General features: G+C 74.9%; 14 protein-coding genes. 6 read left to right on the forward strand and 8 right to left on the reverse strand.

The window, feature by feature from the left end; genetic code table 11:
• Window positions 1-33 precede the first annotated feature (33 nt).
• Window positions 34-2,145, reverse strand: coding sequence for an OmpL47-type beta-barrel domain-containing protein (locus DZA62_RS04090; protein ID WP_157987463.1), 2,112 nt, complete (start codon window positions 2,143-2,145; stop codon window positions 34-36).
• A gap of 270 nt (window positions 2,146-2,415) precedes the next feature.
• On the opposite strand from DZA62_RS04090, the gene DZA62_RS04095 reads away from it, so the two are divergent.
• Window positions 2,416-2,910 carry a hypothetical protein gene (locus DZA62_RS04095; protein ID WP_116947443.1) on the forward strand — a complete coding sequence of 165 codons (495 nt, stop codon included), beginning with the start codon at window positions 2,416-2,418 and terminating at the stop codon, window positions 2,908-2,910.
• Between the two features lie 22 nt (window positions 2,911-2,932).
• Here DZA62_RS04095 and DZA62_RS04100 read toward each other — a convergent pair whose 3' ends face one another.
• Together DZA62_RS04100 and DZA62_RS04105 are read right to left on the reverse strand one after the other, a co-directional pair.
• Entirely contained in the window at window positions 2,933-3,784 is an 852-nt protein-coding gene (locus DZA62_RS04100) for an LLM class flavin-dependent oxidoreductase (protein ID WP_116947444.1), read from the reverse strand.
• Entirely contained in the window at window positions 3,781-4,218 is a 438-nt protein-coding gene (locus DZA62_RS04105; protein ID WP_116947445.1) for a PPOX class F420-dependent oxidoreductase, read from the reverse strand. The genes DZA62_RS04100 and DZA62_RS04105 overlap by 4 nt, the downstream gene beginning before the upstream one ends.
• 123 nt (window positions 4,219-4,341) lie before the next feature.
• Between DZA62_RS04105 and DZA62_RS04110 the strand changes: the two genes are divergently transcribed.
• Complete coding sequence (locus DZA62_RS04110; RefSeq protein ID WP_116947446.1) at window positions 4,342-5,199, forward strand: helix-turn-helix domain-containing protein; 858 nt, start codon at window positions 4,342-4,344, stop codon at window positions 5,197-5,199.
• 195 nt (window positions 5,200-5,394) lie between these two features.
• Here DZA62_RS04110 and DZA62_RS04115 read toward each other — a convergent pair whose 3' ends face one another.
• On the reverse strand, window positions 5,395-5,610 hold the full coding sequence (locus tag DZA62_RS04115; RefSeq protein ID WP_116947447.1) for a hypothetical protein: 216 nt from the start codon (window positions 5,608-5,610) through the stop codon (window positions 5,395-5,397).
• 104 nt (window positions 5,611-5,714) lie between these two features.
• The gene (locus DZA62_RS04120; RefSeq protein WP_198663390.1) at window positions 5,715-6,251 is read right to left on the reverse strand and encodes a methylated-DNA--[protein]-cysteine S-methyltransferase; all 537 of its coding nucleotides are present in this window, start codon (window positions 6,249-6,251) and stop codon (window positions 5,715-5,717) included.
• Between the two features lie 173 nt (window positions 6,252-6,424).
• On the opposite strand from DZA62_RS04120, the gene DZA62_RS04125 reads away from it, so the two are divergent.
• From DZA62_RS04125 to DZA62_RS04140, 4 genes are read left to right on the forward strand one after another with little or no spacing between them, the layout of a single operon-like run.
• A complete protein-coding gene (locus DZA62_RS04125) occupies window positions 6,425-7,102 on the forward strand; it encodes a biotin transporter BioY (protein WP_198663391.1) in 678 nt (225 codons plus the stop codon).
• 12 nt (window positions 7,103-7,114) lie between these two features.
• Entirely contained in the window at window positions 7,115-8,407 is a 1,293-nt protein-coding gene (locus DZA62_RS04130) for an AMP-binding protein (RefSeq protein ID WP_116947450.1), read from the forward strand.
• Window positions 8,404-9,561, forward strand: a complete 1,158-nt coding sequence (locus DZA62_RS04135; RefSeq protein ID WP_116947451.1) for a thiolase family protein — start codon at window positions 8,404-8,406, stop codon at window positions 9,559-9,561. Before DZA62_RS04130 ends, DZA62_RS04135 begins: the two co-directional genes overlap by 4 nt.
• Window positions 9,562-9,566: 5 nt before the next feature.
• On the forward strand, window positions 9,567-10,163 hold the full coding sequence (locus DZA62_RS04140) for an energy-coupling factor transporter transmembrane component T (protein WP_198663414.1): 597 nt from the start codon (window positions 9,567-9,569) through the stop codon (window positions 10,161-10,163).
• 96 nt (window positions 10,164-10,259) lie between these two features.
• Here DZA62_RS04140 and DZA62_RS04145 read toward each other — a convergent pair whose 3' ends face one another.
• From DZA62_RS04145 to DZA62_RS04155, 3 genes are all read right to left on the reverse strand, one after another.
• A complete protein-coding gene (locus DZA62_RS04145; RefSeq protein ID WP_116947453.1) occupies window positions 10,260-11,873 on the reverse strand; it encodes an alkaline phosphatase D family protein in 1,614 nt (537 codons plus the stop codon).
• A 70-nt stretch (window positions 11,874-11,943) separates the two neighbouring features.
• Window positions 11,944-13,896 carry an FG-GAP-like repeat-containing protein gene (locus DZA62_RS04150; RefSeq protein WP_116947454.1) on the reverse strand — a complete coding sequence of 651 codons (1,953 nt, stop codon included), beginning with the start codon at window positions 13,894-13,896 and terminating at the stop codon, window positions 11,944-11,946.
• A gap of 48 nt (window positions 13,897-13,944) precedes the next feature.
• The gene (locus DZA62_RS04155) at window positions 13,945-15,243 is read right to left on the reverse strand and encodes a CehA/McbA family metallohydrolase (RefSeq protein ID WP_116947580.1); all 1,299 of its coding nucleotides are present in this window, start codon (window positions 15,241-15,243) and stop codon (window positions 13,945-13,947) included.
• Window positions 15,244-15,246: the final 3 nt, after the last annotated feature.

The following is a 15,246-nucleotide window of genomic DNA, read 5'->3' on the forward strand; positions in this document are numbered from 1 at the left end:
GCGCTAGTCGGACATCTGTCGATAGCTCCGGGTTCACTCGCCGCGGCCGCGGTTGACGAGCGTGAACGCGCGGGTCTGCTCGGTGTTGTCGTTGGCGTCGACCGAGCGGTACTCGACGGTGTGCTCGCCGAGGGCGCGGATCCGGAACGGCGCCTCGTACGCCGTCCAGGCTCCGCCGTCGATCCGGTACTCCGTGCGGGCCACGCCGGAACCCCACGAGTCGCCGGCGCTCAGCGTCACCGTCGGGTTCGTGTACTGGCCGTCGCGGTCCGGGCGCTGGTTGAGGGCGTGCTCCGTCGCCGGCGCGTCGACCTCGATGGAGCGCAGCGCCGCCCGCAGGTCCGGCCGCGGGCCGATGTTCTCGTGCGTGTTCGTGGTCTGCGGCGCGCCGGTTTCCCGCAGCAGGTCGTTGATCTGCGCGGTCGTCCACGGGCCGAGCCCGACGGCGGTGACGTAGGACTGGACGGCGACGACGGCGTTGGTGACGATCGGACCGGCGCCGGACGTGCCGCTGAACGAGCGCGAGTACGCCCGGTTGTGGTCGTTGCCCAGCTCGGCGCAGAGCACGTTGCAGTAGCCGGTCGTGTAGATGTCCTGGCCCCAGGCCTGCAGGTCGAACCGCTGGCCGTAGTTCGAGAAGCTCAGCCGGGCCCGTGCCGGGTCGTTGGCCCGCAGGCCGCTGCCGCCCGCGCCGACGAAGATCGAGCCGGAGTGCTGGACGGCGGGGTCGAACCACTTGACCCCGTTGAGCGTGTACATCGGGTCGTCGGTGTTGGTGTTGCCGTTGCCGCCGGTGAGCACGACGTTCGCCCCCATCGCCGTCAGCACCTTGTTGGCCTCGAAGACCGCCGGGATCCACTCCAGCGGCGCGTACCGGCTGCCGCCGAGCGGGCTGCCGGTCTGCTGCTCCAGGATGAGCGCGTCGCCGGGCCGGACGAAGGGCTGGCCGGCCTCGTCGCGCAGGGTCGCGACGAACGCCAGTGCCGGTCCGGGCCGCCACGACGTCCGGCCGTTGCCGAGGTCCTCGACCGGCGAGATGCCGTAGATGTCGACGTCCGGCACGCCACCGGTCACGCCGTAGCCGTTGTCCTTGGCGGCGATCTCGCCGAACACCGCGGTGCCGTGGTCGTCGCCGAAGGTGTCGATGCGCACGAACCGGCCCTGCCCGATGTCGCTGGACCAGTCCAGCTGCAGGTCCTCGTGGAACGGGTTCCAGTTGTACTCGAGGTCGATCACCCGGATGCCGGCGCCGCGGACCCGCGGGTCGCCGCGGACGAGTTCGGCGTCGATGCCGTTGTGGGTGTCCGACGGGCGCAGGTAACCCTGCTGCGGGGTGAGGTCCGGCGTCGGCTCGGCCGGCGGCGGGGCCGGCTCCGGCGACGGGTAGGCGTAGACGACCTCCGGCAGCGCGGTCAGCTCGGCCAGGACGGCGTCGACGTCGGCGTCGGCCGGCAGCAGCGCCGTGTACCAGGACGCGAGGTCGGGCAGCGGCTCGGCCGACCGGGCCTGCGCCCGGCCGGTGGCGGCCGCGAGGCCGGCGACCTGCGTGGGCTCGACGAACGGAATGAGAGCGCTCACATCGTGCCGGTCGAGGACGTCGCGGACGTCGTCCAGGCTCGCGCCCGAGGTGCTGCGCAGCGTCGCCTCGCTGCCGCCGCGGACCCGGTGGCCCTCGGCGAACTTGATCTCCAGGCTGACCTCGGGCGCGACGGCCGCGGCGCCGCCCACGTCCGCGCCGTCGCCGGTGCTCGCGCTCACCTGCAGGGCGCCGGTCGACGGCGTCAGCTCGCCGGCCGCGGTCAGGTGCTGCTTGTCGACGTGCACGACGAGGTCGTCGGCGCCGTCGCCGTCGACGTCGTTGACGTGGCCGATGACGGCGCCGGACTCGGACCGGGCCGCCGCGACGTCGCCGACGGTGACGGTGTCGAGGTCGATCTCCGTGACGTCGACGGCCGGGGAGCCGTGCACCGTCACCGGGATCAGGCCGGGCCCGGCGAGGTTGACGTGGCCGGACAGCCCGGCCGAGACGTCGACCTCGAGGCCGGGACGGTCGGCCGGCCCGGCCTGCGCGGGCGGGGCCAGGAGGGCGTAGCCGGTCACCGCGAGGGTGCCGAGCGCCACCCCCGTTCGGAAGCGTCGTGCCATGAAGTGTCTCCTTGTCGTCGCGGGAAACGAACGAAGGACAACGTCATGCCGGCGGGCATGACTGGTCGTGATGACGCCCGAACATAGGCAACCCGGGATGAATGGTCACCGGGCATGTGTCTGAAACCCCGTGCGGCCGGGCCGACATCTGTCCTAGCCGACGATGAGAGCAGTCTCACCGCCGCCTCACCCGGCCGCCCGATCGGCTCCGGAACGCTCGGACGCAGAGAGCCGGCAGCACCGGCCGGCCGCTGCGAAGGGACAGGACCCATGAAGCGCACCGCACTCGTGATCTCGGCCGCCCTGTGTGCCATGCTGCTCGGCGCGGTTCCCGCCCAGGCCGAGGAGCGCACCTGCCGCGGCACCATCGGCGCCGTCACCGTCGACAACCTGCGGGTGCCCGGCAACGCGACCTGCACGCTGAAGGGCACCCGCGTCAAGGGCACGATCAAGGTGGAGCGCAACGCGACGCTCTACGCCAGCAACGTGCGGGTGGTCGGCAACGTGCAGGCCGAGAACCACAAGCACGTGTCGCTGACGTCGTCGACGGTCGGCGGCAGCGTCCAGCTGAAGCAGGGCAAGACCGCCACCGTCACGTCGAACCGCGTCACCGGCGACGTGCAGTCGTTCACCAACCGCGGCAAGCAGACGATCTCGTCCAACCGCGTCAACGGCAACCTGCAGTGCAAGGAGAACGTCCCGGCGCCGACCGGCAGCCGCAACGTCGTCCAGGGCAACAAGGAGGACCAGTGCCGGCGGCTCTGACCACCTGAGCGCCGGGCACCTTCTAGGCGCCGCGGGCCGCCGCGACCAGCGCGCGGACCCGCGGCGCCGTCTCGCCCGCGAACCGTTGGACGACCCGAGGGTCGCCGGTGAGCAGGATGAACGTGCCGACTCCGTCGGCCAGCGCCAGCTCGGCCAGCTGTTCCGCCGGCAATTCGCCGCCGAGGTTCAGCAGCCGGCGGACCTCCGCCGGGTCCCGCCCGGCCTCCGCCGCGGCCGCGTCGACGACGGCGTTCCCGGCGCTCAGCGCACCCGGTTCCAGCGCGGGCAGCGACGGCAGCCAGCCGTCGGCCAGCCGCCCGGTGAGCCGCAGCATCCGCAGCCCGTACGCGCCCAGCCAGATCCCCATCGCGTGCGCGGGTCGCGGCCCGCGTGCCGTCCCGTCGACCCGATAGTGCCGGCCGCCGGCGTGCACACCGCCCGGCTCGTCCACCGCCCACGTCGCCCGGACGATCGCGATCGCCTCCTCCAGCGCCTCGACCGCCTCGCCGGGCGTGCGTCGCGGCCCGCCCATCGCGGCGATCGCGTCCCGGTAGCCGCCGGCGCCCAGCCCCAGCTCGACCCGGCCGCCGCTGAGCAGGTCCAGCCCGGCCGCCGCCCGCGCCAGCACCGCGGGCGGCCGCAGCGGCACCGGGTGGACGTTGCCCGCGAGCACGACCCGAGACGTGTGCGCGGCGACGTGGCTCAGCAGCGTCCAGGTGTCGAGGAAGCCGGGGTGGTACGGGTGATCCTGGAACGTGACGAGGTCCGCGCCGGCCCGCTCGGCCAGCCGGGCCAGCCCGACGACGGTGTCCGGCCGGCCCGCCTCCGGTAGCAGGTTGACGCCGAAGCGCAGGTCGTGCCCGTAGTCGGTCATGCGACGTCGCGCGCGGACAGCTCGAACGCGTCGCCGTCGATGCCCCAGGCGAGCACGCGGCGGGCGCGGATGCGCAGCCAGGCGGGTGTGAACGGCATGACGCCCGTGATGCGCGCGCCCAGCTCCTCGCCGCCCTCGGTGAACGTCTCGGCGGTGCCGCGGATCTCGATGCCGCGCGGCTCCCACGGGTCGGTGCTCGCCAGGTCGTCGACGACGTAGGCGACCTCCGGGTGGGCCCGCGCCTCGCGGAACTTCCGGCTGGTGCCGAAGCCGGTGCCGGCGTGCCCGGCGACGACGACGGCGTCGGCCTCGGGGTCGTAGAAGACGCCGACCGGCGCGACGTGCGGGCGGCCGTCCGGCCCGACGGTGGCCAGCCGGCCCAGCGGCTGGCTGTCGAGGTAGGCGATCTCGGCCTCGGTGAAGATGTTCGACATGGTCACGATGCTGGGTCCGGCCGCCCGCGGAAGGGGAGGCCGCGGCGAGGCTGGCACCGTCAGGGCCACTCTCGCATCCTCGTTCCGGTCGCCGGTCCGGGCGGCGGCGGTAGCCTGGGCATCGTGAGCGACAACGAGCTCGGCGCGTTCCTGCGCTCGCGGCGCGATGCCATCACCCCGGCCCAGGCGGGGTTGCCCGCCGGTCCGCGGCGGCGTGCGCCCGGGCTGCGCCGTGCCGAGCTGGCCATCCTGGCCGGCGTCAGCGTCGACTACCTCACCCGGCTCGAGCAGGGCCGCGACACGAACCCGTCCGCCCAGGTGCTGGGCGCGCTGGCCGAGGCGCTGCAGCTGTCGGCGGCCGAGCGGGTGCTGCTGCGCAACCTCGCCAAGACCACCAGCGGCGACTTCTACTGCCCGTCGATCGAGTCGCCGCCGGCGTCGGAGGTCCGGCCGACGGTGCGAGCGCTGCTGACCCGGCTGGAGCCGGCCCCGGCGGTGCTGGTCAACCGCATCGGCGACGTGCTGGCGTGGACGACCGGCTACGAGCTGCTGGCCGAGCCGCTCGGCATGCTGAGCGGCGATGCGCCGAACCTGGTCCGCTACCACTTCACCGACCCGCGGGCGCGGGCGACCTATCCCGACTGGCACGTCGTCGCCGACGCCCTGGTGGCCAACCTCAAACTCGACTCCGGGCCCGACGACGCCCACCTGGCCGCGCTGGCCGACGAGCTGACGGTGCTGGCGGGTGCGTCGTTCGCGGCCCGCTGGACGGCGCCGGCGTCGACCGCCGTGCGCACCGGCATCGACCGCGTCGTCCATCCCGACGCCGGTGAGCTGCGGCTGGCCTACGAGACCCTCGACCTCTCCGACGGCGAGCACCAGCGGATCCTCGTCTACCTGCCCGGCGACGAGCCGACCACCGGCGCGCTGGACCGGCTGACCGGTCTGCGGCCCGGCTCGCTGCACGCCGTGGCCGGCTGACCTGCCGCGACCCCTCCCCAAGAAGTTGATCTTGGAGTCAGTGGGCCATCATTCGGACATTTCGCCCCGCAAAGCCTCCCTTCTCCAAGATCAACTTGGGGAAGCAGCGCGGCGGGGAGGGTGTGCGGCGGGGAGGGTGTGCGGCGGGGCCGCGACCGCGGCGGGGCGGGCATGCGGCGGGGCGGGGCCGTGGCGTCAGCGGCGCTCGTTGCCGTGCTTGTAGTTGCCGGTCGCCTTGGCCAGCAGCAGCTGCCGCTCGTGCTCGTCGGCGGCACGCTCGAGCGCGGCGGCCAGCCGGTCGGCGGCACGTCCGCCGACGGTGACCACGACCCGCCCGCCGCGGCTGACGCGGATCGGGCCGGCCTTCGTCACCTGGTAGTCGTATGGATCCTCGGCGAGTGCGTCGGTCATCCGGCCATTGTCTCGTCGCCCGCAAGCGAATTAGCAGGTCGGCGTGCCCGCACCGGGCAGGAGGAGCTGGAGCTGGCTGGCCCGGCCGTCCCGAGGGCGGCCGCTCAGGCGGTGAGTCCGGCGGGGCTCCAGTCGAACGTGGGTGGCAGCACGCCTTCGAGGGTGAGCAGCCAGCGCTTGACCTCGAGGCCGTTGCCGCCGGAGCCGCCGCTGTAGCCGCCCAGTCCGTCGCTGGCCAGCACCCGATGGCAGGGGACGACGATGGGGATGGGGTTGGCGCCCATGATGCCGCCGATGGCCCGGGCCGGGACACCGGTGCCGCTGCGGTCGGCCAGCCCGCCGTAGGTGATGGAGGAGCCGTAGCCGACGGTGTCGTGCAACGTGTGCAGCACGGCCGCCGAGGCCGAGCCGGGGACGTGGCGCCAGTCGATCGGGACGTCGAAGGACTGCCGCCGGCCGGCGAAGTACTCGGCCAGCTGGGCGAGCACCGGCGCGAGCCGTGGCGCGTCGTCGACCACGGCGACGCGGCCGGAGCCCGGGCGGCGGCCCCAGCCGACCGCGGCGAGCCCGTCGCGGGTGACGGCCACGCTGAGGTGCCCGACCGGGGTGTCGAGCCCGCCGATGGCCACGTCATCGCTCACGTGGCCCATTCTGCCCGGCCCCACCGACAAGGTCCCGCTTGTGGAGGGTCACCAATCAGGCGCCGTGGCGCTGGTGCGGATTGCCGACTATGTCCGGAGGCGGCCTGTCGGTCAGAGTAGGGGGAACCGCCGCGGGCCCCCGCGGCGGACGCATGTCCAGACGGGAGAACTCGATGGCAGGAAGGTCGCGGCTGCCGGCCGCGGATCTCGCCCGGATCGCCGCATTCGCCGCCCTGACCGCGGTGCTCGGGCTGCCGGGCGCGTTCAACCTCTTCGGCAACGCCGTCCCGGTGACCTTGCAGTCGATGGGCCCGCTGCTGGCCGGCGCGATCCTCGGCGCGAAACGGGGCGCGCTGTCGCAGCTGCTGCTGCTCGCGCTGGTCGCCGCCGGGCTGCCGCTGCTGGCCGGCGGACGGGGCGGGCTCGGCGTGTTCGCCGGGCCGTCGGTGGGCTACCTCATCGGGTTCGTGGTGTCGGCGTTCGTGGTCGGGCTGATCGTGGAGCGGTCCGGGCGCCGGCCGGGCATGCACTGGGTGCTGGTCGCCACCGTGGCCGGGGCGGCGACGACGCTGGCCATCGGCATCCCGGTCCAGTCGGCGGTCACGGGGGTGCCGCTGACGGAGACCTTCCAGCTGTCGCTGGCCTTCGTCCCGGGCGACGCGGCCAAGGCGGTGTTCGCCGCGCTGGTGGCGTCGGGAGCGCAGCGGGCCTACCCGGACGCCGCGCCGGCGGCCCGCCGCGAGCGGGTCGAGGGTCGCTCGGCCGGCGGCCGGCCGCCGGGTCCCGGCGACGGCGAGGCGGACAAGCGACAAGAAATCGGGGGCGACGGCACCGGCTCCGGCCGGGCCTGAGACGCTGCGTCGATGCCGGTCTTCCGCGAGGTCTTGGCACACGCGGCCGCCCAGCCGCACCGCGTCGCCGTCCGGTGCGGCGACGCGGAGCGCACCTACGCCCAGCTGGCCGCGGCCGCCGGCCGCGCCCGCCCGGACGTCAAGCCGGGCACGCTGGTCCCGCTGCCCGACGGCGACCCGGTCGCGCAGCTCACCGCGATGCTGGCGGCCGACGCCGCGGGCGCGGTCCCGCTCGCCTGCGACCCGTCGTGGCGGCCTGAGCACCGGAGGGCGTTGCTCGGCCCGTTGCCCGCGACCATCGACGACGCCGGCGTGCACGACCTGGCCTGGGCCGGGTTCACGTCCGGCAGCACGGGCCGGCCGCGCGTGGTCGTGCGGTCGCGGTCGTCGTGGACCGGGTCGTTCCCGGCCACCGACCGGCTGACCGGGCTCACCGCCGCCGACGCCGTGCTGGTGCCGGGGTCGCTGTCGTGGTCGCTGACGGCGTTCGCGGCGGCGCACACGCTGGCGGCCGGCGCGACGCTGCTGCTGACCGGCGACTGGTCGGAGACGGGGCTGCGGGCCGCGCTGCCGGCGGCCGACGTCGTGCATCTGGTGCCGCACCGGCTGGCCACGGTGCTCGACGCCCGGCCGCGGCGGCTGCGGACGGCGGTGGTCGGCGGCGCCGCACTGGGGACGGCGCTGCGCGACCGCGCGGCTGACCTGGGGGTCGGGGTCGTCGCGTACTACGGCGCGACCGAGCTGTCCTTCGTCGCCGTCGACCCGGACGGCGCCGGCCTGCGGCCGTTCGACGGCGTGGAGATCACGCGGCGGCCGGTGGCGCCCGGCCTCGGTGAGGTCTGGGTGCGCTCGCCCTGGCTCGCGCACGGATACGTCGGCGCCGCCAGCGGCCCGCTGCGTCGCGACGCGGACGGCTGGGCGACGGTCGGCGACCTGGCCGAGGACGCCGCCGGCCCGCTGACCCTGCGCGGCCGCGGCGACGGCGCCGTGCTCACCGGCGGCGCGACCGTCGTCCCCGAGGACGTCGAGGCGGTGCTGTCCGCCGTGCCCGGCGTCGACGGCGTCGTGGTGGTGGGGCTGCCGCACGCCGGGCTCGGGCAGGTGGTCGCCGCCGTCGTGCAGGGCGACGGCGTGCGCCGGGCCGCGCTGGAGGATGCCGCCCGCACCCGACTGGCCCCGGCACAACGGCCGCGCCGCTGGCTCGCCGTCGACGAGCTGCCCCGGACGTCCACCGGCAAGCCGGCCCGTGCGCTGATCGGCGCGGGCCTGGCCGCCGGCGACCTGCCCACCCGGCCGCTGACGTGAGCGCGCCGGTCGTCGTCGCGGCGCGGCGGACGCCCATCGGGACCGCCGGGAAGGCGTTGCGCGAGCTCACGGTCGAGCAGCTGGCCGCGCCGGTGCTGTCGGCGGTCGTCGACGACGTGTGGCCGCTCACCGCGATGCGCCCCGTCGACGACGTCGTGCTCGGCAACTGCATGGGCCCGGGCGGGAACATCGCGCGGGTCGCGGCGCTGGCCGCGGGGTTCGACGTCGCCGTGCCGGGCGTGACCGTCGACCGGCAGTGCGGCAGCGGGCTGGCCGCGATCCTGCAGGCCGGGCAGGCGATCCGGTCCGGCGAGGCACGGCTGGTGCTGGCGGGTGGGGCCGAGAGCGCGTCGACGGCGCCGCAGCGGTCGCACCGCGTCGCGCCCGGCGGCGGCAGCGCCGGGCCGTACGACCGAGCGCCGTTCACTCCGCCCGAGTTCGGCGACCCGGACATGGGCGCCGCCGCCGACGACCTCGCCCGCCGCCGCGGCGTCACCCGTGGCCGGCAGGACGCCTACGCCGCCGCCAGCCACGCGAAGGCGTTGCTCGCCCGCGACGCGGCCAGGTTCGACGCCGAGCTGGTGCCGGTCGGCGGGCTGGAGCACGACGACCGGCCGCGGCGGCTCGATCCCGCCGTGCTGGCCCGGATGCCGGCCGCCTTCGTCCCGCGGGGCACGGTCACGGCCGGCAACTCGTGCGCCAACAGCGACGGCGCCGCCGTCGTCGCGCTGACCGGTGAGGACCTGCGGGCCGGCCGGCCGGGGCTGCGGCTGGTCGCGGGCGCCGTCGTCGGCTGCGATCCGCGGCTGCCCGGCTGGGGCCCGGTGCCGGCCGTCCACCGGGTGCTCGCGGCCGCGCGGGTCGCGCTGAGCGACGTCGCCGCCGTCGAGATCGTCGAGGCCTTCGCCGGTCAGGTGCTCGCCGTCACCGACGCGCTGGGGCTGGACCCGCTGGGCGAGCACGCGGAGCTGGTCTGCGCCGACGGGGGCGCGCTCGCGCTGGGGCACCCGTGGGGCGCCTCGGGCGCCGTGGTCGTCGTCCGGCTGTTCGCACGGCTGGTCCGCGGTGGAGCGCCGGCCGGGACGCTCGGGCTCGCGACCGCGGCGATCGGCGGCGGCATGGGGGTGGCCGGGTTGTTCGAGGTGGTCCGGTGAGCCTGCTGACCGGCGCGTACGTCGCCGGGACGTCGCCGGTGCACCGGGCGCCGGCCGGGCTGAAGCTCGCCCTGCTCGCGGCCGCGTGCACGGCGCTGGTGTTCGCGCGGTCGCTGCTGCTCGTGGGCGTGGCGACGGTCGTCGTGGTGGCGCTGTACGCGTTGGCGCGCGTGGGCCGGCGGGCCGCGTGGGGTCAGTTGCGGCCGCTGCGCTGGCTGGTCGTCGTGCTGCTGGTCGTGCAGGTGCTGATCGCGGACCTGCCGACGGCCGTCGCGTTGACGGCCCGGCTGGTGCTCGCGGTGGCGCTGGCCGCGCTGGTCACGTTGACGACACGCACGACCGCCCTGATGGCGGCGCTGGAACGGGGCCTGGAGCCGCTGCGCCGCTTCGGCGTCGACCCGGCCCGCGTCTCATTGCTGATGTCGCTGGCGTTGCGCAGCGTCCCCGTCATCGCCGGGATCGCCGGGCGGATCCGGGAGGCCCGCTGGGCGCGCGGCCGCGAGCGCAGCGTCCGCGCGTTCGCCGTCCCCCTCGTCGTCGGCGTGCTGCGGCACGCCGACGCGATGGGTGAGGCGCTGCAGGCCCGCGGCCTGGACGACTGACCCGCCTGGAAATGATCACGTCAAGGAGGGTTGTGCTCGCTTCCCCAGGCATGCATGCCTGGTAGAGCGGGAGCACCCCCACTCAACGTGATCAATTCAGGAGACCTCGGCGATGCCGGGGACGCCGGCCTCGACGTGGACGCTGGCCCGGGTGCTGACCGGAGCGCCGGGCTCGCGGACGTACGGGACGACGCGGTAGTCGGTGCGCCAGGCGTCCGGCGTCAGCGTGCAGGTGGCGTAGCCGCGCTGGACGTTGTGGAACTTCATGTGCGGGTTCTCGGCCAGCCAGACGCCGCCGAGCGGGTCCTGGTCGACGCCGTCGCCGCCGGCGCTGACCGACGTCGCGAGGAACTCGGCGCCGACCGTGGCCGACCCGGGGTCGTCGAAGTTCGCCTTGAGGTCGGCGGCGACACTGCGGTGAGCGTCGCCGGTGATGACGACGAAGTCGCCGACGCCGCGCTCGCGCACGCCGTCGAGCAGCCGGGTCCGGGCCGCGGCATAGCCGTCCCAGGTGTCCATACCGAACGCCTGCACCGGGCCGGCCTCGTGGTCGGCCTGCATCATGAAGATCTGGTTGGCCATGACCTTCCACGTCGCCGGCGAGTCCGCCAGCCCGTCCAGCAGCCACGCCTCCTGCGCGTCGCCGAGCATGGTGCGGGCGGGGTCCAGGCGGTCGGCGCAGTCGATCTGCCGGCCGTCGCCGCAGGCCTGGTCGTCGCGGAACTGGCGGGTGTCGACGACGTTGAAGTCGGCCAGCGTGCCGTAGCGCAGCCGCCGGTAGAGCTGCATGTCCGGGCCGACCGGCATCGACGCGCGGCGTAGCGGCATGTTCTCGTAGTACGCCTTCAGCGCGGCGATCCGCCGGGCCCGGAACACCTCGCCGCCCACACCGCCGCCGTCGACGTCGTCGGCCCAGTTGTTGTCGATCTCGTGGTCGTCGAGCACCACGACCCACGGCGCGACGGCGTGCGCGGCCTGCAGGTCCGGGTCGCTCTTGTACTGGCTGTAGCGGATGCGGTAGTCGGTCAGCGAGAAGCACTCGACGGCGGGCAGGTGGGCGCGGCCGATGGTGCCGACGTTGGCGCCCTCGTAGATGTAGTCGCCCAGGTGGACGACGAGGTCGACGTCCTCCTCGGCCAGGTGGCGGTAGGCGGTGAAGTAGCCCTCGGCGTAGTTCTGGCAGCTGGCGTAGGCGAAGCGGACCTGGTCCGGGCGGGTGCCGGCGGCCGGGGCGGTGCGGGTGCGGCCGACGGGGCTCAGCTCGCTGCCCGCGCGGAACCGGTACCAGTAGTCGCGGCCCGGCTCCAGCCCGCCGACCTCGGCGTGCACCGAGTGGGCCAGCTCCGGCGTGGCCCGGACGACACCGGCCCGCTCGACCTGCCGGAACCGCGGGTCGCGGGCGACCTGCCACTGCACCGGGACCGCCCGCTGCGCCATCCCGCCGAGCCCGTCGGCCGCCAGCGGGTCCGGCGCCAGCCGCGTCCACAGCACGACACCGTCCGGCACCGGATCGCCCGACGCGACGCCGAGCGTGAACGGGTTGGCGCGGAACACCGGGCTGGCGCGGACCGGCGCGGCTGAGAACCCGGCGAGCGCGGCGGCGAACGTCAGCGCGCCGCCGCCGGTCAGCGCGAGGAACCGGCGGCGGTCGAGGGTGGACGGCGATGCGGGCACGGCGACCTCCGGGACGTGGGGGATGTCCGATCCCATCACAGCTGTCCCGACTATGGGTCAAGGCCGGAATGAACGCCCGGCATCGCCCCGGTGAAGTCGCGCGCGCTCAGACGATCGCCGTGTAGCGCCCCCACGTCGTCGCGGTACCGATCTGGATCCGGGTCCCGAACGTGCCGTCGCCGCGGCCCGGCAGGAAGTAGAGCCGGCCGGTGTTCTCGACCATGACGATGTCGGCCCGGCCCGAGTTGTTGAGGTCGCCGACGCCGGTCATCGCGGTGTAGCGGCCCCACGTCGTGGACGTCCCGATCTGCGTCCGCGGCCCGTACGTCCCGTTGGTGCGGCCCGGGAAGAAGTAGAGCCGGCCGCTGTTCTCCCGCGCGACCAGGTCCGGGTGGCCGTCGTTGTCGAAGTCGTTGCCGCCGACCAGGGCGGTGTAGCGGCCCCACGTCGTGGCGGTGCCGATCTGCACCCGGACCCCGAACGTGCCGTCGCCCCGGCCCGGGATGAAGTAGAGCTTGCCGGTGTTCTCGACGGCGACGAGGTCGTCGCGGCCGGAGCGGTTCAGGTCGCCGGCGTCGACGATGGTCGTGTACCGGTTCCAGGTCGTCGACGTGCCGCTGGCCACCCGGGGCGCGAAGGTGCCGTCGCCCCGGCCGGGCACGAAGTAGAGCCGGCCGGTGTTCTCGCGGGCGACCATGTCGGCGCGGCCGTCGTTGTCGAAGTCGCTGCCGCCGGCCAGCGCGGTGTAGCGGTTCCACGTCGTGGCGGTGCCGATCGGGACCGGCGGCGCGAGGGTGCGGCCGCCCTCGCCGGGGAAGAAGTACAGCCGGCCGGTGTTCTCGCGGGCGATGAGGTCGGTGTTGCCGTCGCCGTCGAAGTCGTGGTCCGGCACCGGCGGCGGGTTCAGGACGGCGTCCGTGGCGTCGCGGATGGCGCCCAGCTGGGCGTACAGCAGTTCGCCCGGGCACTCCGTCGCGGTGCCGTCGCGGTGGCCCGCGATCGTGGGCAGTGTCTGCTGGCCGGGGTAGGCGAAGCTGCCTTGCGGGTCGACGCCGGTCAGGCCGAACTTCCAGCCGAACAGCCGTGCGTAGGCGTCGACGACGGGCTGACCGGGCTGGGTCGCGGTGAACTCGCCGAGCGCGGCGACGCCGACGGAGTAGCTGTTGTAGCCCTCGACGTGCGCGCCGACGACGGACCGGTCGATGCCGCCCCAGCGGCCTTCCCAGATGCGGCCGAACCGGTCGACGAAGAAGTTGTAGCCGACGTCGCGCCAGCCACGGCCGACGACGTGGTACTCGTAGATGCCGCGCAGGATCGCGGGGACCTCGGCCTCGGTGTAGGTGTTGGTGCCGGCGGTGTGGTGGACGAAGCCGCCCTGGACGTCGCCGTAGAGCGGGTCGGTCTGCTCACGCAGCGACTCGTCGGCGCCCCAGGCGGCCCGGCTGTAGATGACCGGCTTGGGTGCGCTGGCGCGGGTCCCGGCCGTCGTCGCCGCCTCGGCCGGCGCCGCTGCCGCCTCGGCCGGCTCCGCCGCAGCGTCGGCGGCGGTCGTGCCGGGGTCGATCAGCGTGAGCTCGAGGCCCTCGGGCAGCTCGCCGCCGTCAGGCGCCTCGACCCGCAGTTCGATCGCCTCGGAGCCGGGCACGATCACCGGATCGGTGCCGCGCCGGGCGTCCGCCGCCTCGGGCGTGCCCGGGTCCGGCGCGTGGCCGTCGTCGTGCAGCTCGTACCAGGGGGTCCACGCCTCGGCGCCACGGGCCCGCACCAGGAGGTGGACGTCGGTCGCGCCCTCGGCGGCGGGCCAGGTGACGGCGGCGACGTCGAACGGGTCGGTCTCGATCGGGCCGGTCCCGACGGAGGGTCCGTCGGCCCGCACCGTCGGCCCCGCCTCGGCGAGGAGGTCGTCGAGCGCGATCGTCTGGACGGCGGTCTCGGCCGGCTCGCCGGCCGGTCCGGCGCCGGCGGCCGGCAGTGCGGTGAGGCCGGCCGCTCCCAGTGCGAGGGCGACGAGGGCTGGGAGGGCGCGCCGCCGGCGGGCCGCTACATTCCGAGGATGCATGGACACGAGGGCGAAATGTACCGGTTTGCGGCCGTCGCCGGTAGTCCGTCAGGCGGGGTCGACCCACCAGGGGCTGGAGTAGGCGACACCGAAGTCGTTGCAGGGGTGGCCGTCGGGGCCGGGTGTGCCGTTGGGCTGGGACGGGTCCGACACGCGCAGGACGACCCAGCCGCCGTCGTCGGCGTCCAGCGGCACCGTGAACCGGGTGACGCGGCCGGCCGCGGCCTCGACCACGTCGGCGACCACCGGGACGCCCTCACCGGGGCGCAGCACCTGGATGTCGAGCCGGCGGCCGTCCCAGTCGGCGCCGCGGTCGAGGTCGACGGCGAAGCGGACGTCGCCGCGGGGTCGGCGGAGCGAGCCGCCCATCGGCGCGCCGTCGGCCGTCGCGTCGAGGCGCAGGCCGGAGATGCGGGTGGCGAAGAACCGCCGTTCCGTCATGGCCCGGAAGACCGCCTCGCGGGTGTTCCCGGTGACCCACATGCCGGTGCGGCCCTTGCCCTCCGGGTAGCCCCAGTCGGTGCCGTGTTCGTCGGTGACGCCGGACAGCCCGGGCCGCCAGCCGGCGTTCAGGCAGGTCACCAGCGGTGAGCTGATGCCCTTGGCCCAGCCCTCGAAGAGGTAGTCGTCGTAGCGGTTGAACATCTCGAGGCTGACCAGCTGGTCGTGCGCCTTCGGCTCGTACCGGAAGTCGTTGAAGCGGCCCGGCTCGCGGCCCGGGTGGTTGAAGCCGGCCAGGCCGTCGGCACCGCCGTCGCCGAGGCCGAAGAAGCCGTCGTCGCGGGTGAGCCAGCGGTAGAAGCCGCCCATCAGCGTGGCGTCGAGCACGTCGGTGTAGGCGTCGGTGAACCACACGTTGACGTGGCCGAGCAGCGGGTTCGTCCATTCGAAGCCGCGGATGGCGGTGAACTCGCCCGGCTCGTCGGCGGCGTCGGCCAGTTCGCGGGTGCGCCGCCAGCCGCTGCGGCTCAGCCCGGTGATCCGGTTGACGCCGTCGGGGAGCAGCGGGTCGAGGATGCTGAGCACGCCGTCGGACAGCGTCGCGTGGTCGGTGAGCGCCGCGACGTCGAGGCCGGCGGAGCGCATGGACTCGTAGGCCAGCGCGGGGTCGCCGGAGCCGTCGGACAACATGGTGTGGTTGTGCAGGTCGGCGTGGACGAGCGTGCGGCCGTGGGTGATGCGCGACGCTCGGGCGGCGCCGGGCGTGCCGGTGGCGGTGCGGGTGACGCCGGCTGCGGTGCCCGGCGCGGTCGTGGCCAGGACCAGCCCGCCGGCGCCGGCCAGGACGTCGCGGTGGCGCGGCTCCGATCCGTCGCCGTGCTGGTGCTCGTGCTCGGAGTCGCTCACGGC

The sequence above is a fragment of the Jiangella endophytica genome, assembly GCF_003427025.1.
GTDB lineage: Bacteria > Actinomycetota > Actinomycetes > Jiangellales > Jiangellaceae > Jiangella > Jiangella endophytica.